The organism is Flavobacterium olei (genome assembly GCF_039749035.1).
In the GTDB taxonomy this organism is placed as follows: Bacteria; Bacteroidota; Bacteroidia; order Flavobacteriales; family Flavobacteriaceae; genus Flavobacterium; species Flavobacterium olei.
Window position 1 is genome coordinate 1 of the sequence record NZ_JBDKWC010000008.1, and the last position, 22,502, is coordinate 22,502.

Sequence of the window (22,502 nt, forward strand, 5' to 3'; positions counted from 1 at the left end):
TTCAATGATGCCAATAAAACCGATGATGATTATAGTTATGATGATTTTGGTAATCTGATCACCGATAAAAACAAAAACATTACCGAGATCGCTTATAATCATCTAAACCTGCCAAAGAAAATTACATTTGGAACCACTGGCAGTATTGATTATATTTACAGCGCGGCGGGGCAAAAGCTAGAAAAAATAGTTACCGAAGGTACAGTAACCACTACCACTAGTTATTTAGCGGGTTATCAGTACAAAGACAATGTCTTGGAATTTTTCCCTACCGAAGAAGGGTATGTGAAAAATACTGCAGGAGTGCTTTCTTATGTTTACCAGTATAAAGATCATTTAGGAAACGTTCGTGTGAGTTATGCTAAAAACCCGACAACACAAGTTCTTGAGATTATTGAAGAGAATAATTATTATCCTTTTGGATTAAAACATAAGGGATATAATGATTATCTGGCTAGTGTAAATAAGTATAAGTACAACGGACAGGAATTCCAAGATGAGCTACAGCTTAACATGACAGCGATGGACTATCGTCAATATGATAGTGCTTTAGGAAGATTTAATTCTATTGATGTACTTGCTGAATTATTCCCTGAAGAAAGTCCATTTAATTTTTCATTAAATAATCCAATATATTTTAATGACCCAACAGGATTATGCCCTTCATGTCCGTCAGGAGCTAAAAATGGACAAGTCTATAATTCAACTGGTGGTGGTACTTATATTTACAATAATGGACAGTGGACTAGACAAGATGGTGAATTAAAAGAGGTAGTTGTAACTTCATCAGCACCTAAAAAGAAAAAAGAGGCGAAGAAAAGTGAAGGTCAAGCAGGAAAGCCAGTTGCTGCCCAAGAAAAAACAGCACTATTTGGTTTAATACGAAATCCTAATGTAAATAGTAAAGGTCAGAGTCCTTTGGAAGAATACAGAGAGTATAGAGATTATCCTCTATATCATGAAGGGGAATCTTGGCTTGACCATTGGGCAAGAGGAATTAATAGTTCTCACATGGATATTATGCTTGACTATGGAAGTGGAGGATACAATATGTATGGAGGGTATGGTAGAGCAGTCACAGCTAGTACAGGTGCGTTTTCTGTATATCAAGGAGTTGATTCAGCGGGGATAGTCAGGTATGTTGGAATTACCTCTAGAAATCCATTAATTCGATTTGCAGAGCATCTAAGTTCTATGGGGAAAAGAGCTTCATTAAGGTACAGTGTTATTGAAGGAGCAACAAATCTTACCAAAGAACAAGCAAAAGTGTTGGAGCAGACTTTAATTAATCAATATAAGATGCAAAAAAATGGAGGACAGTTAGTAAATTTAAGGAATTCAATAGCTCCAAGTAAATGGAGCGCAAAAGGAGTAAAATAATGATAAAAACAAACACAAAAATAGGAGATGTATTCTCAGTAAAAGTTGGTGATAATACTGAGAAATATTTTCAGTATATAGCTAATGACTTAACACAATTAAATAGTGATGTAATAAGAGCTTTTACAAAGGAGTTTTCAATTAATGAAAAACCTACATTAGAAGAGATAATTAGTGGTGATGTAGAATTTTATGCGCATTGTGTAACCAAGTTTGGTTTAAAAATGAAACTTTGGGAAAAAGTAGGTAATATACCTTTCAATGGAAAAGTGGAAGTCTTTTTTAGAGGTACCAACGACTACGGTAAAATGGTAGGCGGTGCTCCTGTAAAAGTTTCAGATGATTGGTATGTATGGAAAATTAATGATAAAGACTTTACCAAGATTGGAAAATTAACCATTGAATATCAAAAAGCAGAAATTGGGGTTGTAGTAATTCCACAAGATATTGTAGATAGGATGACAACTGGAAAGTATAATTTCGTGCATCCGCATTTCGAATAGCATAATAGCGAGTATAAACAAAAAAAGCCACTTCATTACGGAGTGGCTTAGACCCAAAATGCTTAGAAGTACAACTGATAAGCTAATCATTACAAAGCTAGGAAAACCCATAACAGTCAATAGCATCCATGCCATGATTGAGCCGTTAAAGCCGTTGTTCCCAGATAAGAACCTCAACCCAAAGACCATCCGAATGAGTGTTATCTGCAATTGGCTCAATGAAAAGAAACTGACTCTGGAGCATGTTCAGGAGCTTGCGGGACATAAGTGGCCTGGCACTACTGAGAAGTATTTCAAAGCAGATAGTCTTCAACAGCGTGAGCTAATCAATAAATTCTTTCCAATTTAGCTTTAATATTTTAATACATCGGTTGTTTATTTAGCAACCAAATCTAAAACCTATCATTGATTTGATAGGTTTTTTTTATGTTCATTAGTTAGGAATTTCGTAAGATTACTTCTATTTTCGTTGACAGAAAGTAAGTTCTTTGAATTAGACTAATAAAGGCAAACCCTACTAATTACCATTAAGGAAATTTTGTAAATCCTTATAAGTATAAATACAATGGAAAAGAGTTCCAAGACGAGTTGGGACTTGGACTTTATGATTATGGTTGGAGAAATTATGACCCTGCAATTGGAAGATGGATTAATCCTGACCCATTATTAAACGATTTGAAGTTTAATTTTGATGATAGCCAAGTTGATGAAGACGACGACGATGAAGTTTTAGAAGCAATAATTACGAAAATAGATACTGGCGGAGGGATTTATAATCCAGATAATCTAAACCCTTATGGATATGGTTATGATAATCCAGTAAGTTTTGCTGACCCAGATGGGAGATGCCCTATTTGTCCATTTATTCCACTTGCCATGTTACTCTTTGCTTCCGAGCCTGCTATGGCACCCACGAAAGACCATGCTGGTGATTCACGAAAAATGTCAGAGGCAAAAGAAGCAAAAGGAGCGATGATATTATCAACCATTCCTATTGCAAGAGGTGCTTCTGCACTTAATAGACTTTCAAATGCTACAAAAGGTAAATCAAAAATAAAAGAAAACGCAGAAAAAGGTAAAAAATGGGAAAAAGAAGTGACAAAACAACTGAAAGAAGAAGGTCATGAAAATGTTGGAGAACAAATTACCGTAAGTCCGAATGATGGAAAAGGTGGAACAACACCAAATGTCCGATTGGATAACATGAGTAAAAAAGATGGCAAAATCAAGCTTACAGATGCGAAATCATCAAAAACTGCGGGTAATACAAAGAATCAAAAGGTTGGTTATCCTGCGATTGAAGCACATGGCGGTACTGTAGTTGGAAATAAAGGAGCCGCTCACGGTTACCCAGCGGGAACTAAAATACCACCAACAAAAGTAGATATTATAAGACCTAAGTAAAGAGATATGAGAAATTATGAAATAAAAGAAAAATTACTTTCTAAATTAGAGGGTGTATTATCACAATACAATTACAAACTCAAAAAAAGTACCGATGAGTTTATCCATAAAAATAAAGACGGTTGGTTTAAGTTTCAACTTATTTTTTTAGAGAGAGGTGATGATTGGGAAATAAATTTGGGAATGCTTATTAGAATAGACAATGTTGAAAATATTTATCATAAAGCTTCATATTTTGAACCTAAATATCATAAAACCACACCTACAATTGGAATAACGGTTGAAAATTACATCAATGATGGAAATGAATATCGTTTTGATTTAATAAAATCTCAAGATGTAGAGACTTGTTTCAATGGCATACTTAGACTTTTTGAGGAAGTCGCAATACCATTTTTTGAAAAATATAAAAGTATCAATGAAATTGAGAAAGCAATAAATGTAAAAGAAGGAAACAGTATTTTTTCTGGAATAAAATATGAAGGCAACCTTGGAATAATACTAGCTAAGCTTGTTAATAATCCTGATTATGAATATTTCAAAGAAAAATATTTGAAATATTACACAGAAGATTATGACGGATTTTATTTGGAAGAATATTTAAACATCATTAAGGTTCTAGATACTGTAGTCCCTCAATAATATCTCAAGGAATAGAAATATTATTTCTGAACTGATAAAAGCGGTAATGTTACAGATTAGGTGTTTTTACAAAATAACAGCGTAACGAACTGAAAAAGAATATAAACTATTAATTATTGACTATAAAAAGAGACGACCAACTGGTCGTCTCTTCTATTTTTGGACTTTTTAAAAGCCTTAAAATGCTTTTGTTTTAACTTAGTGTTTCAAATTAGGTCATGAAAATAAAGTGTAATTTTTGCAATGGTAAATGCATAAAAAATGGATTTCAATCTAACGGAAATCAGCGTTATAAATGTTGTGTTTGTCAAAGAAGACAGGAGATTGACTATAGCTACAACGCCTACAAAAGGGATATCAATCAGGAGATAGTGTTGTTCACAAAAGAAGGACTAGGAATAAGAAGCACCGCAAGAATACTGAAAATATCAACGACAACATTATTAAAAAGAATCGTCTTTATCGCCCGGAATATTACCAAGCCAATTATCAGCAAAGGCAAAACTTATGAAGTCGATGAGCTTTGTACTTATATCAGATACAAGAAAAATTATATCTGGCTGGTGTATTCTCTAGAAAGAAAATCAAAAACTGTTGTAAGTTTTAATGTTGGGAAACGAACCAATAAAACGCTGAACCGTGTTTTGGAAACTCTGAAATTAGCAGAAGCAAAAAAGATATTTACAGACAGACTTAAAAACTACAGTTATCTGATTGATGAGGAAATGCATTCGGTAAAACGTTTCGGGACAAATCATATCGAAAGGAAAAATTTGACACTCAGAACTCATCTGAAAAGACTCAACAGACGTACAATCTGCTTCAGCAAAAGTTTAGTGATTTTTACAGCTGTTTTGAAGATTTACTTTTGGATTTGAGCAATAAAACAGTAAGTTTATGCTCTAAAATTATGTTCTTAAATTTTTGTTATTTAATAGTTAAATACTTGTGAAAATAGTCGCAAAACCCTATAAGTATAAGTACAACAGAAAAGAATTGCAGGACGAGCTGGGGCTGAACATGTATGACTATGGCGCAAGGAATTATCACCGTGCACTTGGACGTTGGTTGAATATCGACCCAAAGGCTGAAAACTCCAGAAGATGGACTCCATATAATTATGCTTATAATAATCCTATAGTTTTTGTTGACCCTGATGGAATGGAAGCAATGTCTCCTATATATGACCCAAGCGGTAATTTTTTAGGAACTGATGAAAATGGACTAAAAGGAGAAGCTGTAGTTATGAAAAAGGAAGACTTCAAACAAGGAATGTCAAAAGAAGATGCTGAAAGTAAAAATTTGGGACAAGAAGGATTTAAAGATGATAAAGCAACTAATAAAGCTTTTAATCACTTTTCTAAATTAAAAGACAGACCAGATTATGATGGGAAATTGACATTAAAAGAAGCGAATGAATGGTTTCGTAAAGGTGGTGGTGAACCTCTTTTTGTAGATGCAGGTAAGATTAACTTAGCACCTGTAGAAACTGGAGATTTTGAATCTGTTGGTTCTTCTCAATATAAGAATTTCTTTTTAACTACAAATCAGGAAACAGGAGCTGTTTATGGAACTATTAAGCTTACTTTAGAAGATAGCAATGGAACTGTTACAGTTGGAGGAAAAGGAGGTTTTTTAGATACATATGATTTTGAGCAGAAAAAATCAGACGGAACTTTAAAAAGAGAATTAAGAAACATCGGAACAAAAGCAAGTGCGATATTTGCGGGAGATGGAACTGGATATAAAATATATAATTATGGAAAAGGAAAAGTTGAAAAAACAAAAAAATAATATTTTGTTTAGTTTAGTTTGTTTAGTTTTAGTTGGATGTTCGAATACAGCAAATCAAGATTACTTCAATAAAACTATGGGATTAAATGTTGAAATTAAAAAGAAAATATTTAATTCTGAGGATTCAATTAATCCTCAGGGAGAAGGTTTTAGCATGGAAGTAATAACTTATGATAAAAAAGATAGTGATAGTTTATTTGTAAACAAAGATAGCTATCCTATATCCTATGATTTGCGTACTGATTGGAAAATCTCTAAATGGCAAAAAACGCCTTTAGTAAACAAAAATGTGCTAGAACTTTTATTTAATTATAACATTAATGATAAGTCGATTAAAGAAGAATTAATAAAGCTAAAAAATGTACTAAATTCAAATAGTAATTATGTATCATATTATTTCAAAGAAAGTGATGGAAATATTTATGCCATCGATATTTGTGTTTTAGATATTAGTAATAAGAAAATTTACATCTGTGAGATAATAACATAAAATAAAAATAATAAATTGTCATAAAGCCATTTCTAACGGAGTGGCTTTTGCTTTTATAGTACTTTAAAATGTACCAAACTGTTAAAATAGAATCCAAGTTATCCTGCATTTGCTAGGGAATCTCAGTTGATTTGAAAAATAACGCTCAGAACATCCTTCCTCCCTGTATCGGCTGTTTTGATATCAAAGACCTATATTTTAAGATTGAAGTTACCTCCCCGTGACCACACATGTATACTAAATTCAAATGATACCCATCGATGTTTCAATCAAAAATTCTATAAGTTTTGAATCTTCCCAGACCAGTGTCTCATTTTGGAACACTGATTTAGCCAGCAAAAAAATATTTTTGAAAAAAAAGTGCCAAAAAGCTACACTTTTCCAGATTCGTGAGTATTTATTGTAAAGATGCTTGACTAACTCCCTTGTATGGAGTTCCTGCATTTAACCAATAACGAGATACTAACCAACTAAGAAATGAAATATGAAGATTTAAAGAAATTTATTATAAGCACCAAAGCAAGCAAAAGCACTATCTACAGATTCTACAGAAAGAATGAAGACCTATTTGCTGAAACAGACCTACGAAGCGGAAAAAGAATGTTCCCTGCTCCGCAAAGAGTTCCTTAAGAAAAGCTTCGCAAATGTCTGTGACTTTGCGCATTTTTTTATAGTTGTTAAAATACGATGCTTTCTAAAAGTCTCCCGACTTTTTCCTTTTTCGTCTTTTAAAAACAAATTAAATCTAATATTTTTTAAAATAAAAAATGAATCGTTTATAGTCAAGACTATTTGAAGAGAGCGGTATTAAGAAGACATTTGCGGCGATAAATCAGTGAATAAAAGTTTGAAGAACACTTAGGGTAGCGGGGGAATCAACCATTTCTGTCCAACAGTAATTTCCAATGGTATAAAAGTTCATTTTCATCAGTTCTAATGAAGTTATTTTTTTGAAGCACTTTATACGACGCAATATTTGTTTTTTCAGTCGACGCAATAATGGCCTTTATTCCCTGCTGACTTTTAGTCCATTCGACCATACCTCCAACAGCCTCAGAAATATAACCTTTGCCTCGTTGGTTTTCATAAGTTCCGTATCCAATTTCAATCTCGCCCTCACTGTTTGGCTCACCCGTGAAGCATAAATCGGCGACCATTCTCCTTTCTTCTTTATCGATAACTGTCCACAATGTAAAAAACAGATAATTTTTTGTCTGATCAGCAACGTTTGGCAGAAAGGATTGTTCAAATGCTTCCTTAAGAGAAGGCGATAGGGACCTGGCAGAATCATGAAGATCAAATTCCTGTTCCAGGGAATTATCTACACGTAAATATTTTAATAACTGCTCGTAATTGAGAGGCTTGATAATTAAACGGGCTGTTTCGACCATTATTTTTTTGCTAAATGTAATTATTAAATGAACGCATTAAATATAAATAGAAAAGAAGTATAAAATGTCTCGCAGATAATTTGGGTTTTATCATTAAGAGCAGACTAATAAAATGCCCTTACAGTCAAATAATTATTCATTAGGATGCTCTTTGATATAAGGTTCCAAAATACTAAATGCCAAACTGCTGTGGAATTCTATTGCCTCCAGATCGGGCAGCTTATTGTTAGTTATCATATAGTGGCGTATCCAGGAATCAGAAATTATAAAAATGCTGTAAAAAGCATATTCCTGTAACTCATCAGAAAATGTTTTTATAAAAAATCCTTCCTTTATTAATGTTTTAAATAATGTGAGAAATAGGTTTTTTCGATCTCTGACTAATTTTTTATAATAAAGTGCTATTTGCGGAAACTGGTTAAAAGTAGTCGGCGCTTCGGTAAAAAAGAAACTATATCGGATCATGATCAGAAAGGAATGCTTCAAATTTTCTTTCAGAACACTCTTGATGTCGCTTTGATTAATTGGAGAATGCTCAGCTAAATGAAGTATTTCAGTGTTCATCTGCTCGAAGATTGAGAGAAGTAACAATTCTTTAGTCTTAAAATAATACCGGACATGACCATCACTTACAGCTAGAGATGCCGCTATATTTCTGAAGCTGGTTTTGCTGACACCGAATTCGTTAAACAAGGCAACGGAAGTCTTAATTATTTTATCTTTCATCTATATTTAGCTCAGGTGAGCAAAGTTAATAATATTTTTTATATTTGCATTAGCTCAGATGAGCTAATTATCTTTATAATCAATTTATGGGAGAGCATTCATACATTAAATGTTTAAGTTGTGGTACAGTAAATTATAATCTGGATTATTGTCAAAATTGTGGAACTATTATAAATATAGTTCTCAAACGAAGAATCGAAGAGGAGGAGAAGAGACAGGAAAAACTCCAGAACCTGCGACCTGAAAAAGAGACTGGGTTTGACCGTATTTTTAAATCTGCCCTTGAACATCCCAATTCGATAATCCGTTTCTGGGCTTCTACCGTACAATGGGTATGGACATTTCTGGCTATGGTTATTGGTGCATTAATTGCATTTGTTGTCGCCGTTGCAGCGGGTTAACTTCTTTTATAGATTATAAAAAAAATAGAAACATAATCTCATAAAGTCATTAGGGTTAATGTTAGGTTTTTAGTATGATAAAATTATATATAAAATATCGGTTTTCATTAAAATCTATTGTCGTCCCACATTCGATCTGCTTTAGTAATTCGACTTTGAAGCGCATCATAAAAAGAAATATACTTTGGTTTTTATCGTCAATAGCATTACTTATATATGTTCTGCAGCGTTTAGAGGTAAATTTGCCGGACTGGATTAATAATTATGTCAACGACTTTTTATGTATTCCTCTTGTTCTGGCTTATACAACATTGCTTTTTAGATATCTTAAAAAAGAACCATTTTTTAAATTTTCACTTTGGTATATATTTTTTACAGCGCTTTATTATTCACTATATTTTGAGTTGTATCTGCCAGGCGTAAATCTTAGATATACTGCAGATGTTTGTGATGTGATACTTTATTTTTTTGGCGGTGTATTTTACTATATACTACAAAGATTAGGTTATATATAGATTTATTATTGTGCATATTCAAAACTTTCAGTACAGGCAGAATATGGAAGCATTTTGATCATTTTAAATGGAGATTTGTAGGGAAAAAATCATGTACAATTTAGTTTTAAGTAAATAAAAAAAGCCTGAGAATTCAAGATTCTCAGGCTCAATTGTTTATCACTACAAATTTTCAAAAAGTTCTAAAGTGCATCCCAGGAGGCACTTGGATAATAAATAGAACTGGTAACAGGAGCTTTCCAGTATTCCTGACTTCCGCCACGGAAAGTATGCAGACTAACAGCGTTTACATTACGTTTGGAATCGTTTGTGACCCAACGTATTTTCTGGTTCAATATCTCCGTGCCATTTACATAATATTTTACGTAACCATCTGTATTAGAACCGGTATTTAGCTTTACCGAAATCTGGCAATTATAGGTAACCCCTTCCTGAATGTAATATTTTTTTCCGAAGTCATTACCATATTGTCCCGGCTGATCTTTATAGTAAACATAAGGCTGAAGATAAGCACCGCTTCCTTTCGAAGTATTGGAGCCATTTGGGCAGTACCACATAAATCGGGCACTTCCGCCATTACCGTCCCAGCCCGGGTCGCCGCCGGTATTCTGGTCGCCAATCAATATACCATAGCCACATTTGCCGCCTCTGCTCCAGTAAAATCCCGAATTAAATTTCATGGTAAACCAAACGGTGTAAACGCCTGTAGACCATACGCCATAGGAAGTACAAAGACCTCCCGGGCAAGAAAGTGTGTTGGTCTGCAGTGTGATAGTACGGGCAGCAGCAGCAGCTTTTGCGGTGCTTGCTTCTTGTATAGCGTTTTCGTTCTGGAGATCAGTTTCTCCGGGTTTGAGTTCTTCTGAAGTGGCTTGAGGAACTTCTGGCTCCTGTTCTTTTTCACAGGAAACACTTAATAATGCCGTAAGAAACAGCAGGCTGGTCAATTTTAATATTTTTTTCATAGTCTAAAAAATAAAGGTTAGTAAATAAAAAATAGTTAGTAAACAAGTAATAAAACATAATGCATTAGTAGTAACTAGTTCTTCCGGTTATGAAGACTGATTTAATCACAGTTACTTATTGCCAATTATCATTATGCTCTTAGCCGGCCGGCTCATAATGTAAAATTGGGAATTAATGAGACAAGGAAGGAGTTTTAAAGTCCGTTTTTACGTACAGAATTGTACAGGGGAGAATTATTTTGCTTTTATTTAAAGAAAGATGAGGTCTTGCCAGCGGCTTAATATCGGGTTACACAGAAAATGGAGTATCTGGTAGAAAAATCGTTGTGACAACAATTATTCTGTGAAGGTTGTTACTGTTAATTAGTTCGTTGCCGCAAGATTAATAAATAATTATACGAATTTATAATTATTTGATATTGAGGTGGTAATAAATAAAAAGTTATAATTTTAAAATGTAGTATTAGATACATATTCTTAATTTCGTCGGCGGATAACCAAATATCCGTTTGAAAGCGATGCTGAAATTAGAAACATTTTGGTAGCCGGAAAGATGACTGATTTCCTGAATGGATAACGAGGTGTCTGTTAAATAAGATTTTGCTTTGCTCATTCTAATTTCTTGCAGATAACCAAAAACCGTATCGCCAAAAATAGATTTAAAACCTTCTTTTAGCTTAGTCTGGTTTACACCAACTTTTCTTGCAAGTTCTACAATTGTAAACGGACGATCAATATTTTCCCGAATCAGCTGTGCAGCAAATTTTATTTTCTCAATATCGCTGACACTTAGTTTTATCGTTTCTTTTTTCTGATCTAAGCTATAGTGACTTAAAGCTAAAAGCTCGTATATTTTTGATTCCAGATAAATTTTACGGGTCAGACCGCTGTAAATGCAATTTTTAATGTCTTCTATAACTCCAAAGATTTTCGCTCCAATTTTAATTTCTCCTCTGCATAAAGCAGTACTTGTACCTTTTTGAATATTATTCAGAAACTGATCCATCACTTTAGATTCCCCTTCATATTTGCTTAGCACTTCCAAAGGTAGATGAACATCAAAAGTATGGTACAGAATATCTTTTTTGAAATCAATTTGGGCATGATTGTCCTGAACGGAAAGAAAAGTAATATTGCCAGACATAGGCGCCACAAAATCTTTAACAGAACGTGGATGTATATAACCAATTTTCTGATCAGAGATATTAAAATGCATTTCTAATAAAGAAGATTCACCGCTGCCAGAAATTGCAACGTCATCGCGAAATTGATAATTTCCCTGAAGAATGGATAAATTTTCGGAAATAGATTGTTCGTGATATAAAATATCGCCCTTAGGAGTCACGAATTTTATATCCTGCTGATCTTCCAATTCCATTTTTACTGACCTGTTATCTGCTGTAAGATTAGGTTCAAGAAAATCTGCAAAGTCATTTGAATCGATTTTAAACGCCATTTTAAACTTCTATATTCATAATTAAAACTTCCACTTTCATAAATACTTCGCTTAGTAATCAAATACTTTTGCATTGCAAATATAATTTATAATTAGTTTAAATAAAAAGAAGTTCGTGCTTAAATTACACCTTATTTTGATCTTTCTGGCCGGTATTTTTTACACGCATGCCTGTCCGGTTCGTTTTCAGATCGAAGATAATCTTGGAAAACCATTATCAAATATAACGATACTATCAAATAATAAATCATTAGGTATAACGAATAATTCAGGCGTATTAGAAGTTTCTTTTGAATCGGGTTCGCATATTATTGAAGCTTTAGATAATAAGGGAATTAAATTAAAACAAACAATTTCTGTTGATTGTAATACAGAGAATCATTTCAAGTTTATATTTGATGGAAACCCTTTATCTGCTGATCTTAAAGAAGTTCTGGTGCAGAACAAATCCATAAAAACTCAAATTCAGCAATCGCCTTTTTCTGTTCAGGTTATCGATCTTAAAAAGCAATATGATAAAGCGGGAGATGTCGGCGATTTCTTAAACCGTGCTTCCGGAGTAAAGTTAAGGACAAATGGAAATATAGGTTCACAGGTTCAGATCAATCTGGGCGGACTTCAGGGAAAAGCAATACGAATTTTTAAAGATGGAATACCGATAGAGTTGTTCGGACACGGATTTAGTTTAGGAACAATACCCGTAAATATGCTCGACAGAGTTGAGATTTACAAAGGTGTAATGCCGGTTTATCTTGCTTCTGATGCGCTGGGCGGAGGCGTAAATTTAGTCAGCCGGACTTCGAACAAAAATTTTGGAGAAATATCTTATGAAATTGCTTCTTTTAATACACATCGTGCAACAGCCAATTTTTACCTCCAAAATAAAAGAAATTTTTATGGCGGATTCAGCGGTTCTTTAAATTATTCCGATAACGATTATAAAGTAAATGTACCCATTCAGAATGCTACAAATGAGCACTTTAAAAAGGTAAAGCGTTTTCACGACAAGACAAAATCCAATTATGGCGAGGGTTTTATTGGGATAAAAGACAAATCCTGGGCAGATGATCTCCGTCTGACTTTAATTTATTCTGATTTCTACAAACAGATCCAGAATGATGCGCAAATGGTGAATGTTTACGGACAGGCTTTTTCGAAAGAGCAGAATTACACTGGAATGGTTCATTATAAAAAGAAATTTTTTGAGGAGAAATTAAAAGTTAGTTTCCTGAGTAATTACAGTCATTTTAATACCCGTTTTATAGATACATCCACCGTTCGATACAACTGGAATGGCGACATTATCGGAGAAAATTTGCAGGCGGGCGAAATACGGTCAGGAAATTTCCAAAAGCTGAATTACGATTTGGTTTCTTCCAGGCTGAGCGCAGAATATGAGTTGTCTAAACGTAATTTTTTAGAGTTTAGTGAATTGTTTCAATATCAAAGAAGAAAGGGGAGTGATCCTTTAGGAGCCATTTCTCCAATTGAAGGGATTGATGTAATGACGATTCTGGCAGAATACAGAAAAGATAATATGGCACTAGCCTGGCGCTCTTTATGGTTTGATGATAAACTGGAAGGTATTACAGCCGCCAAATTCTATCATTACAATACCAATGGTTATACAACAGATAATTATGGTGCAGCATGGAAGTCCTCAAAATCAGACAGCCAATTTGGATATCTCGCCGGCCTTAAATGGGCAGAAAAAAACTATTTAATTAAGTTCTCGTATGAATATGCCACTCGTCTTCCCGATGAATCTGAGGTATTTGGAGATGCGGTCCTGATTAAAGAAAATTTAGATTTAAAGCCTGAAAAAAGCAATAATATAAATGTAAACGGGGAGTATTCTATTATTAGAGAAAATAGCAGCCTTGTTTTTTCGGGTAATTTGTTTTACAGAAATGCAAAAGACGGCATTTTTCTACAATATGATATTCCGTTCAGCAGATACATTAATTACGAACAGACTGAAATAAAAGGTTTTGAGTTTGAAACCAATTATTCTCCGCTAAATTGGCTGAATACCGGATTTAATGTCACCTATCAGGATATTAGAAGAATTGGAATTCAGGAATCGACTTTCAAATATCTTAACGATTCAAGAGTTCCTAATATTCCGTTTTTGTTTGGAAATTTCTGGGCCGGTGCATCTTTCAAACATATATTTCGTGAAGGTGATGGCTTACGCTTTACATGGAACGCTAATTATACGCACCGATTCTTTTTGGTCGCCATTCCTAAAAATCAGGAACCTTCTTTGTTTGGTCCAGTAAAAGATTTTCAGACCTCATTAATAATTCCAAAAGACGGAAGAACAGGACAGTTCTCAAATGATATTGGTGTTTATTATCATTTTTCTGCCTATAAAACTACTGTGTCTGCAGAATGCAGAAATATCGGAAATGTAAATCTCTATGACAATTTTAATGTGCAGAGGCCGGGAAGGTCTTTTCATCTCAAATTAGTATATAATTTTTTTTAAATCAAACCAAAAAATCAGATCACTTATGAAAAGAAGCAATTCACTTCGATCAGTACTTGCAGGAATGGCTGCTTGTATGCTTTTATTTTCTTGCAGCAGCAATGACGATAATACCACTCCGGATAACGGAAATACAGACGATACACTGCCTAAAAATGAAACATGGGTTATTTATAATGGTGCGGCCAACTGGAGCGGTGGAGTCTATGCCTTAAAAGACAACAAATCAAGAGAAATTAATTTATCAGGACTTCCTTTTCTTCAGGTTGCCTCTTCTCTGGGCGGAAGGACATTAGATAAAACGCTTTTTAAAGTAAATGATGTTTCAAATACCAAACAGGGAATCAATAAAATGGGAATTGATGCTTCTGGTAAAATCGTAGAGCAGGGTTTCTTACCTTCAATGTCCAATGCTTATGAAACTAATTACTTAGTAGTTAGTGCATCAGAAGGTTACTATTGGGACAAAGTGAGAGGAGGTTTAAAACTTCAGACATTTAACCCAACTACTATGGAGAGAACAGGTGAGATTGATTTTTCTTCTCTTTCGGAAGGACAGCCATTAGAATCTGTTGGACAGTTGATTATCGCAAAAAGAGACAACAAATTATACCTGGATTTATTGTTAGGAAGTAAAGCTGCCGGAAACTGGCAGGTAACACCATCAACTGCTGATGTTGCCATTGCAGTCTATGACCTTACTACAAAAAAAATAGAAAACGTGACCAGAATGACTGGTACAACTAATTTAGGTGTCTTTATCGATCACGTTTTATGGAGTCTGGATGAAGTGACAGGCGATTTGTATTTTGCCTCTGTAAGTGATATGAAACTACAATCTTCTGCACTTTCTTCAAAAATCCTTAGAATCAAAAAGGGAGAGGTTAACTTTGATACTACTTTCGTAATTGATATGAAATCGTATCAGTTTCCTGCAGAATTCAACAGGCTTTTTGCTCACAATGGCAAAATATATACTACAATTCCATCGAGAGCAGTTTCCTACTATGGCGGTGGACAGCACGGGGTTAAATACAGAGATGATGTTTGGTTTTGGAATGAAATCGACGCGCTTACCAAAAAAGCGACCCGTTTAAATTTACCGCCGGATAATTTCTACACGACTCAAAATCCTTTTTTTCATAATGGAGAAATTTATTTCTTATCGAACAGTACCACAGACGGTTTCTCTGGAGTTAACCAGTACAACCCAACTACAAGAACAGTTAAAGAAACTTTCCGTTTAAAAGAAAGCGGAAGAATTATGGGCTTCAATATTATTAAAGACTAAATTCTCCTCAGTTCACTTAAAAGCCATTTTATCAATAGGATGAAATGGCTTTTTTGTTTCAAAAAACACAACTATTCAATCCTTTGGGAGATTTCAGCAGATAAACCACTTTTTTATTAATTCGAATACAGGGATTTGAATATAGTAAACAATAAAACTTATTTGATTTGATTTATCTGAAACTCACTATTCATGAAATAAGATCTTACGATGAAATGGAGGAATTTATTTCTAAAACTAATAAAGAGCAACCATTATCAATAGAAATTGTTATCCGTTAATTTATTTAAAGTTAATATGCAGTCTGTATCTTAGCAAAATAATACAATTATAAACCATGCAGCAATTAACTGATTTCATTAAGACCAAAGTAGAAATTAAAGAGAGTGATCTGGAGGTTATTTTGTCGAATTTTCAGGAATTAAAAGTTGAAAAGGGGCAATTTATTTTAAAAACCGGACAAATTGCCAATCATTATTATTTTATAAAATCTGGTGCTTTGCGTTTTTACTACGGAGATTATGAAGATCAATTAACAGCATGGGTAATTATCAAAGATGAATTTTTTACAGAAATTTCAAGTTTAAACCCTCAAATCCCTACGCGCTTTAATATTGAGGCTATCGAAAAAACAGAATTGTATTGCATCCATAAAAAAGACATGGAAATGTTATATAAACAAATCCCCGCATGGCAGGAGTTTGGCAGGATTACCTGGGAAAACATGGCTATTCGCATGATCGACCAAATCATTAGTTTTCAAACCTTATCGGCGCAAGAGCGCTATTTGGAATTTATCCGGGATGCCGAACTGATGAAGAGGGTACCTGTCAAACAAATTGCATCCTACCTTGGTATCACTCCAAATGCTCTAAGCAGAATCCGAAAAAACATCAAATAGTAATTACCTACCAAATGGTAGCTTTTTAAAAGCCAGTGGCGTTTTAACTTTACATTATAAAAATAATGACAATGAAAAACACTATTGTGGTAGCTGGTGCTACAGGTAATTTAGGGTATCGAATTGCGGCCCAATTAATTAAAAACGGTGCTCATGTTAAAGCAATTGTCCGCAGCAGCAGTGATCCCGAAAAAGTAGATTCGATTAGAAAAATGGGTATCGAAGTTGTTGTGGTTAATTTCCTTAATAGAGAAGAGCTGATTACTGCTTTACAAGGTGCGCAGTGTGTTGTATCTGCAGTTACAGGTCTGCATGATGTAATTGTTGATACTCAGTTAAAAATTTTAGATGCAGCTATTTCTGCTGGTGTACAACGTTTTATACCTTCGGATTTCTCCTCTGACTTTACCGGTATACCATACGGTGAAAACAGAAATTTTGACTTACGCAAAGAATTTCAAAGACATCTGGACAGCAGCCCTATAAAAGCGACGACTATTTTTAATGGCTGCTTTGCCGATATATTGCGATACAATACGCCGCTCTTTAATGTGAAATCTCAAACCGTCGCTTACTACGAGAATAAAGCTGACTGGAGAATGGATTTTACCACTATGGACGATACTGCTGCATTTACAGCAAAAGCTGCACTAGATAGTACTACACCAAGGTTTTTACGAATTGCGAGTTTCCAAATTAGTCCTCTTGATTTAGTTGAATTAAGCAAGGAGTTCAAGAACACAGAATTTGAACTTGTGGATATGGGTTCTATGGAAGGATTTTCAGCTTACAATAAAATGCAACGGGCAGAAGACCCTGCAGGAGAAAATGAGCTATACCCAAAATGGCAACAGGCACAATATCTTTATAGTATGTTTCTGGTGCATCACGAGGAACTGGATAACCAGAGATACCCGGATTTGGTGTGGTCTGAAGTCAAAGATAATATTTAAAAGTTAAATTATGAATGTAGAAAATAAAGAGCATAGTCCAGACCAATACTCTGATAAAGAGCTCATAAAACAATGGCCCGGATTTGAAAATAAATATGTAACGGTCAACGGGGTTCAGCTGCATTATGTACAAAGCGGCAGCGGCACTCCCTTATTATGTCTGCCGGGATGGCCTCAGACCTGGTATTCGTTTCATCGAATCGCACCCCAACTTGCAAAAAAATATAATGTAATGGTTATTGATATAAGAGGTATGGGGAGTTCGGAAAAGCCGGAAAATGGTTACGACAAAAAACCAATGGCTAAAGATATCTATGATCTCGTAAGGCATCTCGGATTTAAAAAAGTGAATCTGTTAGGCCATGACATTGGCGGCATGGTAGCAATGAGTTACGCCTTTAATTATCCCGAAGCAATTGATAAGTTAATAGTGATGGACGGAGCACATCCTACTGAGGGTATGTTACAAATGCCACTCATACCGTCAAAGGGAACTTTTACCGATAAGATAGATATTAACACCCCTTATGTTTGGTGGATGGCTTTTAATCAGGTTAAGAATCTGCCTGAAAAATTATTAGAGGGCAGATACAGGTTTTTGCTCGACTACCTTTTTTCATATGTAATGCTGGATGATAAAAAAATGACTGATTTTGAAAGGGAAGTGTATGCATCAGTGTACGACCAACCCGAAAATATACGGGCCAGTAATGCCTGGTATCAAAGTTTTACACAAGATATAGAAGATGCTACCCACTATAAACCCATGCAAATTCCCGTTTTGGGTATTGGTAGCAATTCCAGTTACGGCTATATAAAAATGGGATTGCCTTATTTTGCAAGTAATGGCAAAGTCGAGGGGATTTTGGACAGTGGACATTATATGATTGAGGAAAATCCCGGTAAAGTTATTGAACTGGTTACTGCTTTTTTAAGCTGAATGAGTCGAAATCCCAATTTGCACTTAGAATTTTGAGATTGAATTAATGTCTTAGATATTTTTTGACTGAAAATAGCTGTGTAGGAGTTGCTAGAAATGTATTCTAATGAAAAAGCAAAGGAAAAAGTTACAGATGAGGTAGTTGTAATATTAAATTGAAATTTTATAAAATCCGAAGTTGTGCTTGCTCTAGATTTGAATCATAGACACCAAATTCTTATATTATGAAAAATCAAATCAAATTAACAATTACATTGGGTATTACTCTGACTTGCTTGTTATTTTCATGTAAAAACCAGGATGGGTACAGTGATGAAATTTACACCAACCCAAACCCACACTCAGAAAACTCCACGGCAAAAACTGTGAGTGATTCTGCGGGCGTAACTAATGGTGCAGTAGGATCAAACACACAGCCGACAGGTGTTCAGTCAACGGGATACCAGTCTGCAAATTCTGGTGATGTGAATGCTGGAAGTGCAAGATCTGGATCGATAACCGGCGCTCAAAGTGCAACGTCCGGAGAAAAGGAAACGAAGGGTACGGGAGTAGAAAATGGGCCCGGAAATAGTGCTAAAGACGGGGCGGTATACACACCGCACTCTGACCCAAAGCAACGTGCAAACAAAGACACAATCCAAAAAAGCAGTAAAAAATAAATTCTAAGTTATTACTTAGAAAAAAAGGTAATGGAAAAGCACATAAAATTAAAAAACTGCAGGTGCGTAGAAAAAATAAATTTATATTGCAAAATTCTGCCCTGAAAGTTATACTCGCCAGATAAAAAAGCTGATTATTGTACAGAACCTTATAAAGTATAAATATGTGTAGACTGCGAGTTCATCAGTCTACACATATTTATTTCGTTATGCTAACAGAAAAGATTTATGATAAGAACTTATGATTTATTATCAATACGTGCTTTTGCATGAGGATCCTTTTGAAAATCTTTTTCTAATTGTTCCCAACTGTCATCACCAGTATTCATTGAGGAATTTATGTAGGCTAAAATAGATTCACAGACAAAAGCAACACGTTCGGGGTTTTCATCAGATGTTTCAGCAACATCCCATCCTGAAATGCCACCATAGATGTGTTCTGCACCAAATACCGTAAGTAAACTTTTATCTCCCGGAGCGTCATGATAAGGATCTGCACGCCAAGCTTCAACGTCTGAAAAATGGAGGTTTATGTCTTTATCACCATATACTATAAGTGCAGGAAGAGACATGGTTTTATAGTTAATGCCTTTTAAGATCGGATAATTTGTTAGTGCAAAATCACCGTTCAGTCCTTCCGGACTTCCAGGAGCTCCAATCAAAACTCGCGCTTTTAATCGGGGATCGGGCATACTTATAGTTTCTCCGGTTACATGGTCAGTTACTTCGGCACCTGCAAGCATTCCCAATGTAAGAGCACCCAGTGAGTGGCCTATAGCAGATACTTGTGATTTGTCGCCACGATTTTCCAATCCTGGCACTGTAGTTAAGATTTGGTCAAGATTGTCAAGAATAAAATGCATGTCTTTTACTCTTGATTTCAAAAATAATGGTCCTTCGGGACCTGTAGGATCAAGACCCAGGATTTTGGAATCGGGATGTGTTGGCTGAATTACAATGAAGCCTTTCGAAGAGAAAAACTCGGTCAAAGGTGCTAATCCTCTCAATGAAGAAAGATAGGTGGAGGGACCATGACCATGCGATAAAATTAAAATAGGAAGCTTATTTCCATTCACAGGTGCAGATATTTTCAGGTGCAGATCCACAGGTCTGTCAGAAACGGCCATTACTAAGGGACTGTAAGTTATAACAGGATTTGTACTAAGTCCAATTACTGAAATTTGATTTTTCATCGTTTAATATTTTAGTTTAACAATACACAAAGGTTGATAGATTTACGCCGTAGTACGTAGCCTAATTGAGGATTTGCTTAGTCGAAATGAGAATGACTGTTAAAGCACTTATTTTCAATATTTTGAAAAAAAAAAAAAATGAGAAACAAATTCCGTATAGTTTTAGTGGAATTTGTTTCTCTTTATCAATTACATTTATACAAATGCTTTTCAGAATATTTTTGATGTTGACTTCAAGTCTGGTAGCTTCTCCAACTACATGAATGAATGTCGAAAATCGACGGGAGATATTTTCGTCTTTGTTTTAAAGAGTTTGCTAAAGGATTGCGGATGCTCGAAACCCAATTGATACGCTATTTCTGAAATTGTCAGTTCACTGGTTGATAATAGTTCCTTAGCCTTTTCAATCATTTTATTATGAATGTGTTGTTGCGCATTTTGACCGGTTAACGACCGTAACATGTCGCTGAGGTAACTTGGTGATAAATTTAAAAGGTCTGCGAGATATCGAACAGTAGGAATACCGTGGGTAGAAGTTTGGTGATTATTGAAATAGTCTTCCAATATAACTTCTAAATTTTCGAGTAAACCACTGTTAACGGTTTTCCTTGTAATGAATTGGCGTTTGTAGAAACGACTGCAATAATTTAGTAATAATTCGATCTGTGAAATAATTACATCCTGACTGAAATCGTCAATGCGGCTGTTTAATTCATCCAAAATAATATCAAATATAGAGAGAATGATGTTTTTCTCTTTATCCGATAAATGCAACGCTTCATTAGTAGAATATGAAAAATAGCCATAGTCCTTTATCTTAGTTGCCAAAGGATACGATAAAAGAAAATCAGGATGTATCAACAGTACATAACCGGACCTTTTAATTTCATCGGGACTTTCGAATAATTGGTTTGGAGCAGTAAAAATTAAGCCTCCTTCGCTAAAGTCATAATAACTTTGACCATATTTAACTGTGGCTACACTGGTTTTGTATGCAATTTTATAGTAATTGAGAATCATCCTCTCAGATAGTTCCTCTGGCACCACATTAACATCCTCAAGATTAATTACGCTGACCAAAGGATGTAGTGGCTTTGGCAGACCAAGTGCCTTATGGAAATCAGTAAGAGAATCAAATTTTCGGTGGGTCGGATCTTCTTTTTTCATCATTTAAATTTAAATAAAATTAATTAATACTGTTTAATTCAGGCTATTTCATTTCCCTTCATTTTTTAAAGCAGGAATGTTGCACTGCTTTTTGTGTATTAATAATTTTTCGATTTTTAATAAATTTTTAAAATGTAAATTTCATAAAAAAGGATTTTTAAAGATAAGTCTAAATGAGGAATGTTGTAGTCAAAATGAGGCAGGAGAGTGTTGGCACTTACAAATGCTTTTGTCTTAGTAAAAGATTTTTATGACTGTTTGTATATGTTAGTCAGCAATGCTAATAGAAAGTAAATTAGCACCAATAATTAAATGAAAAAGATCTGTATTAACGAATGGAATATCATATAAATCTAATTTTATATAAATCGTTGAAAATCGATTAAAGTTTTTTTATCAGATGTAAAGCTACATCAGAAAAGAATTTTAATTATACAAAAAATTATTTTATTGAAGTTTTTTTAACCTTATACAATACAATTTGCCAAACTTGTGCTTTAAAATTTAATCAGGTGATCCAACCTTAACAGCAAACGAAGTTATAAAAGACATTCAAATCTAAAGGAGAATTGATAACATAAAAGTTGCGAAAAATGGCATCGTATAAGGAAACCCAAAAATTGCATTAAAAGCCAGGACTAAATAATGGGCTAAGTTAAAAGTTTTTAACCTTGATACCGTGTTTTTCTGCGTATGGAAGCGCAAGATCGCGTAATTTTTTATACCTGCGGTCAAACTCAGGTACATTATCGGTATCTATTTTTAAGATGGCTTTGTCAATTTCTTCCTGTGAAACGTTCTGGTCCATCAGGCGCGCTGTTTTAAGATAGTCGGTTTTGTATATTTTTTTTACAAAATTAAAGAGATCCAGTGAGGCGTTTATCATGGGAGCCGTTTCATCTGTGGGTTTTAAATCTTTAATTTTATCTATAGCTTGTTGCAGATAAGGAATTTTAAATCGGAGAATATGATCTTCATAAGATTTGGCAACAAATGTGCTTTTATCATCAAAAGCCATAAGTTGGCCGCCCTTTTTATCCTGCTGCATTCTTTTGAAATCCCGGGAGCCAAACTCAAAGAAAATGTTGGTGTTTAATGTGGTAATATCGAAGTATTCCTCGGGTGTATTTTCCATTTTACAGGATTGAAAGAAAAGAAATACCATAGCGGCGAATAGGAGTGTTTTTGTTTTCATTTCGATGGTAATAGTATAATAATTAATAAACAGCTTACTTGACAA

Annotated in this window: 22 protein-coding genes and 1 pseudogene; 16 read left to right on the forward strand and 7 right to left on the reverse strand. The window is 34.5% G+C overall.

What is annotated here, in order from left to right:
• From ABEB31_RS19565 to ABEB31_RS19605, 9 genes and pseudogenes are all read left to right on the forward strand, one after another.
• Positions 1 to 1,380: RHS repeat domain-containing protein (locus ABEB31_RS19565; RefSeq protein ID WP_347053350.1), on the forward strand; the 1,380-nt coding region annotated here is incomplete at its 5' end.
• Positions 1,380 to 1,883: a hypothetical protein gene (locus ABEB31_RS19570; RefSeq protein ID WP_347053351.1), complete on the forward strand. Its 504-nt coding sequence runs from the start codon at positions 1,380 to 1,382 to the stop codon at positions 1,881 to 1,883. The genes ABEB31_RS19565 and ABEB31_RS19570, both read left to right, overlap by 1 nt.
• A 34-nt stretch (positions 1,884 to 1,917) precedes the next feature.
• Positions 1,918 to 2,232, forward strand: coding sequence for a hypothetical protein (locus tag ABEB31_RS19575; RefSeq protein ID WP_347053494.1), 315 nt, complete (start codon positions 1,918 to 1,920; stop codon positions 2,230 to 2,232).
• A gap of 212 nt (positions 2,233 to 2,444) precedes the next feature.
• Positions 2,445 to 3,287: pseudogene (locus ABEB31_RS19580) on the forward strand (RHS repeat domain-containing protein); the annotation flags it as partial.
• A 6-nt stretch (positions 3,288 to 3,293) separates the two neighbouring features.
• Positions 3,294 to 3,929, forward strand: a complete 636-nt coding sequence (locus ABEB31_RS19585) for a hypothetical protein (RefSeq protein WP_347053352.1) — start codon at positions 3,294 to 3,296, stop codon at positions 3,927 to 3,929.
• Between the two features lie 218 nt (positions 3,930 to 4,147).
• Positions 4,148 to 4,807: an IS1 family transposase gene (locus ABEB31_RS19590; protein ID WP_347053353.1), complete on the forward strand. Its 660-nt coding sequence runs from the start codon at positions 4,148 to 4,150 to the stop codon at positions 4,805 to 4,807.
• 70 nt (positions 4,808 to 4,877) lie between these two features.
• Positions 4,878 to 5,723, forward strand: a complete 846-nt coding sequence (locus ABEB31_RS19595) for an RHS repeat domain-containing protein (protein WP_347053354.1) — start codon at positions 4,878 to 4,880, stop codon at positions 5,721 to 5,723.
• Positions 5,689 to 6,213: a hypothetical protein gene (locus ABEB31_RS19600; protein WP_347053355.1), complete on the forward strand. Its 525-nt coding sequence runs from the start codon at positions 5,689 to 5,691 to the stop codon at positions 6,211 to 6,213. The genes ABEB31_RS19595 and ABEB31_RS19600 overlap by 35 nt, the downstream gene beginning before the upstream one ends.
• 477 nt (positions 6,214 to 6,690) lie before the next feature.
• Positions 6,691 to 6,843, forward strand: coding sequence for a hypothetical protein (locus ABEB31_RS19605; protein WP_347053356.1), 153 nt, complete (start codon positions 6,691 to 6,693; stop codon positions 6,841 to 6,843).
• Positions 6,844 to 7,088: 245 nt separating this feature from the next.
• On the opposite strand, the gene ABEB31_RS19610 is transcribed toward ABEB31_RS19605, so the two are convergent.
• Together ABEB31_RS19610 and ABEB31_RS19615 are read right to left on the reverse strand one after the other, a co-directional pair.
• A complete protein-coding gene (locus tag ABEB31_RS19610; protein ID WP_347053357.1) occupies positions 7,089 to 7,604 on the reverse strand; it encodes a GNAT family N-acetyltransferase in 516 nt (171 codons plus the stop codon).
• Between the two features lie 132 nt (positions 7,605 to 7,736).
• Complete coding sequence (locus tag ABEB31_RS19615) at positions 7,737 to 8,330, reverse strand: TetR/AcrR family transcriptional regulator (RefSeq protein ID WP_347053358.1); 594 nt, start codon at positions 8,328 to 8,330, stop codon at positions 7,737 to 7,739.
• A gap of 86 nt (positions 8,331 to 8,416) precedes the next feature.
• Here ABEB31_RS19615 and ABEB31_RS19620 point away from each other — a divergent pair, with 86 nt between their 5' ends.
• Positions 8,417 to 8,731 carry a hypothetical protein gene (locus ABEB31_RS19620; protein ID WP_347053359.1) on the forward strand — a complete coding sequence of 105 codons (315 nt, stop codon included), beginning with the start codon at positions 8,417 to 8,419 and terminating at the stop codon, positions 8,729 to 8,731.
• A 697-nt stretch (positions 8,732 to 9,428) separates the two neighbouring features.
• Here ABEB31_RS19620 and ABEB31_RS19625 read toward each other — a convergent pair.
• Positions 9,429 to 10,211 (reverse strand): polysaccharide lyase, encoded by a 783-nt coding sequence (locus ABEB31_RS19625; protein ID WP_347053360.1) that lies wholly within the window; start codon positions 10,209 to 10,211, stop codon positions 9,429 to 9,431.
• Positions 10,212 to 10,674: 463 nt separating this feature from the next.
• Entirely contained in the window at positions 10,675 to 11,667 is a 993-nt protein-coding gene (locus ABEB31_RS19630; RefSeq protein WP_347053361.1) for a helix-turn-helix domain-containing protein, read from the reverse strand.
• 115 nt (positions 11,668 to 11,782) lie between these two features.
• Here ABEB31_RS19630 and ABEB31_RS19635 point away from each other — a divergent pair, with 115 nt between their 5' ends.
• The 6 genes from ABEB31_RS19635 to ABEB31_RS19660 all read left to right on the forward strand — a co-directional run bounded on the left by ABEB31_RS19635 (position 11,783) and on the right by ABEB31_RS19660 (position 18,902).
• On the forward strand, positions 11,783 to 14,158 hold the full coding sequence (locus ABEB31_RS19635; protein ID WP_347053362.1) for a TonB-dependent receptor: 2,376 nt from the start codon (positions 11,783 to 11,785) through the stop codon (positions 14,156 to 14,158).
• Between the two features lie 25 nt (positions 14,159 to 14,183).
• On the forward strand, positions 14,184 to 15,449 hold the full coding sequence (locus ABEB31_RS19640) for a DUF4374 domain-containing protein (protein ID WP_347053363.1): 1,266 nt from the start codon (positions 14,184 to 14,186) through the stop codon (positions 15,447 to 15,449).
• Positions 15,450 to 15,786: 337 nt separating this feature from the next.
• Positions 15,787 to 16,350 (forward strand): Crp/Fnr family transcriptional regulator, encoded by a 564-nt coding sequence (locus ABEB31_RS19645; protein WP_347053364.1) that lies wholly within the window; start codon positions 15,787 to 15,789, stop codon positions 16,348 to 16,350.
• Between the two features lie 71 nt (positions 16,351 to 16,421).
• Positions 16,422 to 17,303 (forward strand): NmrA family NAD(P)-binding protein, encoded by an 882-nt coding sequence (locus tag ABEB31_RS19650; RefSeq protein ID WP_347053365.1) that lies wholly within the window; start codon positions 16,422 to 16,424, stop codon positions 17,301 to 17,303.
• Between the two features lie 10 nt (positions 17,304 to 17,313).
• Entirely contained in the window at positions 17,314 to 18,243 is a 930-nt protein-coding gene (locus ABEB31_RS19655; protein WP_347053366.1) for an alpha/beta hydrolase, read from the forward strand.
• Between the two features lie 224 nt (positions 18,244 to 18,467).
• Positions 18,468 to 18,902 carry a hypothetical protein gene (locus ABEB31_RS19660; RefSeq protein WP_347053367.1) on the forward strand — a complete coding sequence of 145 codons (435 nt, stop codon included), beginning with the start codon at positions 18,468 to 18,470 and terminating at the stop codon, positions 18,900 to 18,902.
• 239 nt (positions 18,903 to 19,141) lie between these two features.
• Here the strand turns inward: ABEB31_RS19660 and ABEB31_RS19665 are convergent, their stop codons facing one another.
• The 3 genes from ABEB31_RS19665 to ABEB31_RS19675 all read right to left on the reverse strand — a co-directional run bounded on the left by ABEB31_RS19665 (position 19,142) and on the right by ABEB31_RS19675 (position 22,397).
• Positions 19,142 to 20,095, reverse strand: coding sequence for an alpha/beta hydrolase family protein (locus ABEB31_RS19665; protein ID WP_347053368.1), 954 nt, complete (start codon positions 20,093 to 20,095; stop codon positions 19,142 to 19,144).
• A 255-nt stretch (positions 20,096 to 20,350) separates the two neighbouring features.
• A complete protein-coding gene (locus ABEB31_RS19670; protein ID WP_347053369.1) occupies positions 20,351 to 21,262 on the reverse strand; it encodes a helix-turn-helix domain-containing protein in 912 nt (303 codons plus the stop codon).
• Between the two features lie 655 nt (positions 21,263 to 21,917).
• The gene (locus tag ABEB31_RS19675) at positions 21,918 to 22,397 is read right to left on the reverse strand and encodes a hypothetical protein (protein WP_347053370.1); all 480 of its coding nucleotides are present in this window, start codon (positions 22,395 to 22,397) and stop codon (positions 21,918 to 21,920) included.
• Positions 22,398 to 22,502: the final 105 nt, after the last annotated feature.

What these genes read in the sequence shown, in the direction of transcription:
- ABEB31_RS19650 (WP_347053365.1), top strand. Translation starts at nt 16,422, where the DNA reads ATGAAAAACACTATTGTGGTAGCTGGTGCTACAGGTAATTTAGGGTAT.
- ABEB31_RS19675 (WP_347053370.1), bottom strand. Translation starts at nt 22,397, where the DNA reads ATGGAAAATACACCCGAGGAATACTTCGATATTACCACATTAAACACC.
- ABEB31_RS19665 (WP_347053368.1), bottom strand. Translation starts at nt 20,095, where the DNA reads ATGAAAAATCAAATTTCAGTAATTGGACTTAGTACAAATCCTGTTATA.
- ABEB31_RS19655 (WP_347053366.1), top strand. Translation starts at nt 17,314, where the DNA reads ATGAATGTAGAAAATAAAGAGCATAGTCCAGACCAATACTCTGATAAA.
- ABEB31_RS19660 (WP_347053367.1), top strand. Translation starts at nt 18,468, where the DNA reads ATGAAAAATCAAATCAAATTAACAATTACATTGGGTATTACTCTGACT.
- ABEB31_RS19585 (WP_347053352.1), top strand. Translation starts at nt 3,294, where the DNA reads ATGAGAAATTATGAAATAAAAGAAAAATTACTTTCTAAATTAGAGGGT.
- ABEB31_RS19625 (WP_347053360.1), bottom strand. Translation starts at nt 10,211, where the DNA reads ATGAAAAAAATATTAAAATTGACCAGCCTGCTGTTTCTTACGGCATTA.
- ABEB31_RS19630 (WP_347053361.1), bottom strand. Translation starts at nt 11,667, where the DNA reads ATGGCGTTTAAAATCGATTCAAATGACTTTGCAGATTTTCTTGAACCT.
- ABEB31_RS19570 (WP_347053351.1), top strand. Translation starts at nt 1,380, where the DNA reads ATGATAAAAACAAACACAAAAATAGGAGATGTATTCTCAGTAAAAGTT.
- ABEB31_RS19615 (WP_347053358.1), bottom strand. Translation starts at nt 8,330, where the DNA reads ATGAAAGATAAAATAATTAAGACTTCCGTTGCCTTGTTTAACGAATTC.
- ABEB31_RS19645 (WP_347053364.1), top strand. Translation starts at nt 15,787, where the DNA reads ATGCAGCAATTAACTGATTTCATTAAGACCAAAGTAGAAATTAAAGAG.
- ABEB31_RS19590 (WP_347053353.1), top strand. Translation starts at nt 4,148, where the DNA reads ATGAAAATAAAGTGTAATTTTTGCAATGGTAAATGCATAAAAAATGGA.
- ABEB31_RS19610 (WP_347053357.1), bottom strand. Translation starts at nt 7,604, where the DNA reads ATGGTCGAAACAGCCCGTTTAATTATCAAGCCTCTCAATTACGAGCAG.
- ABEB31_RS19670 (WP_347053369.1), bottom strand. Translation starts at nt 21,262, where the DNA reads ATGAAAAAAGAAGATCCGACCCACCGAAAATTTGATTCTCTTACTGAT.
- ABEB31_RS19600 (WP_347053355.1), top strand. Translation starts at nt 5,689, where the DNA reads ATGGAAAAGGAAAAGTTGAAAAAACAAAAAAATAATATTTTGTTTAGT.
- ABEB31_RS19640 (WP_347053363.1), top strand. Translation starts at nt 14,184, where the DNA reads ATGAAAAGAAGCAATTCACTTCGATCAGTACTTGCAGGAATGGCTGCT.
- ABEB31_RS19605 (WP_347053356.1), top strand. Translation starts at nt 6,691, where the DNA reads ATGAAATATGAAGATTTAAAGAAATTTATTATAAGCACCAAAGCAAGC.
- ABEB31_RS19620 (WP_347053359.1), top strand. Translation starts at nt 8,417, where the DNA reads ATGGGAGAGCATTCATACATTAAATGTTTAAGTTGTGGTACAGTAAAT.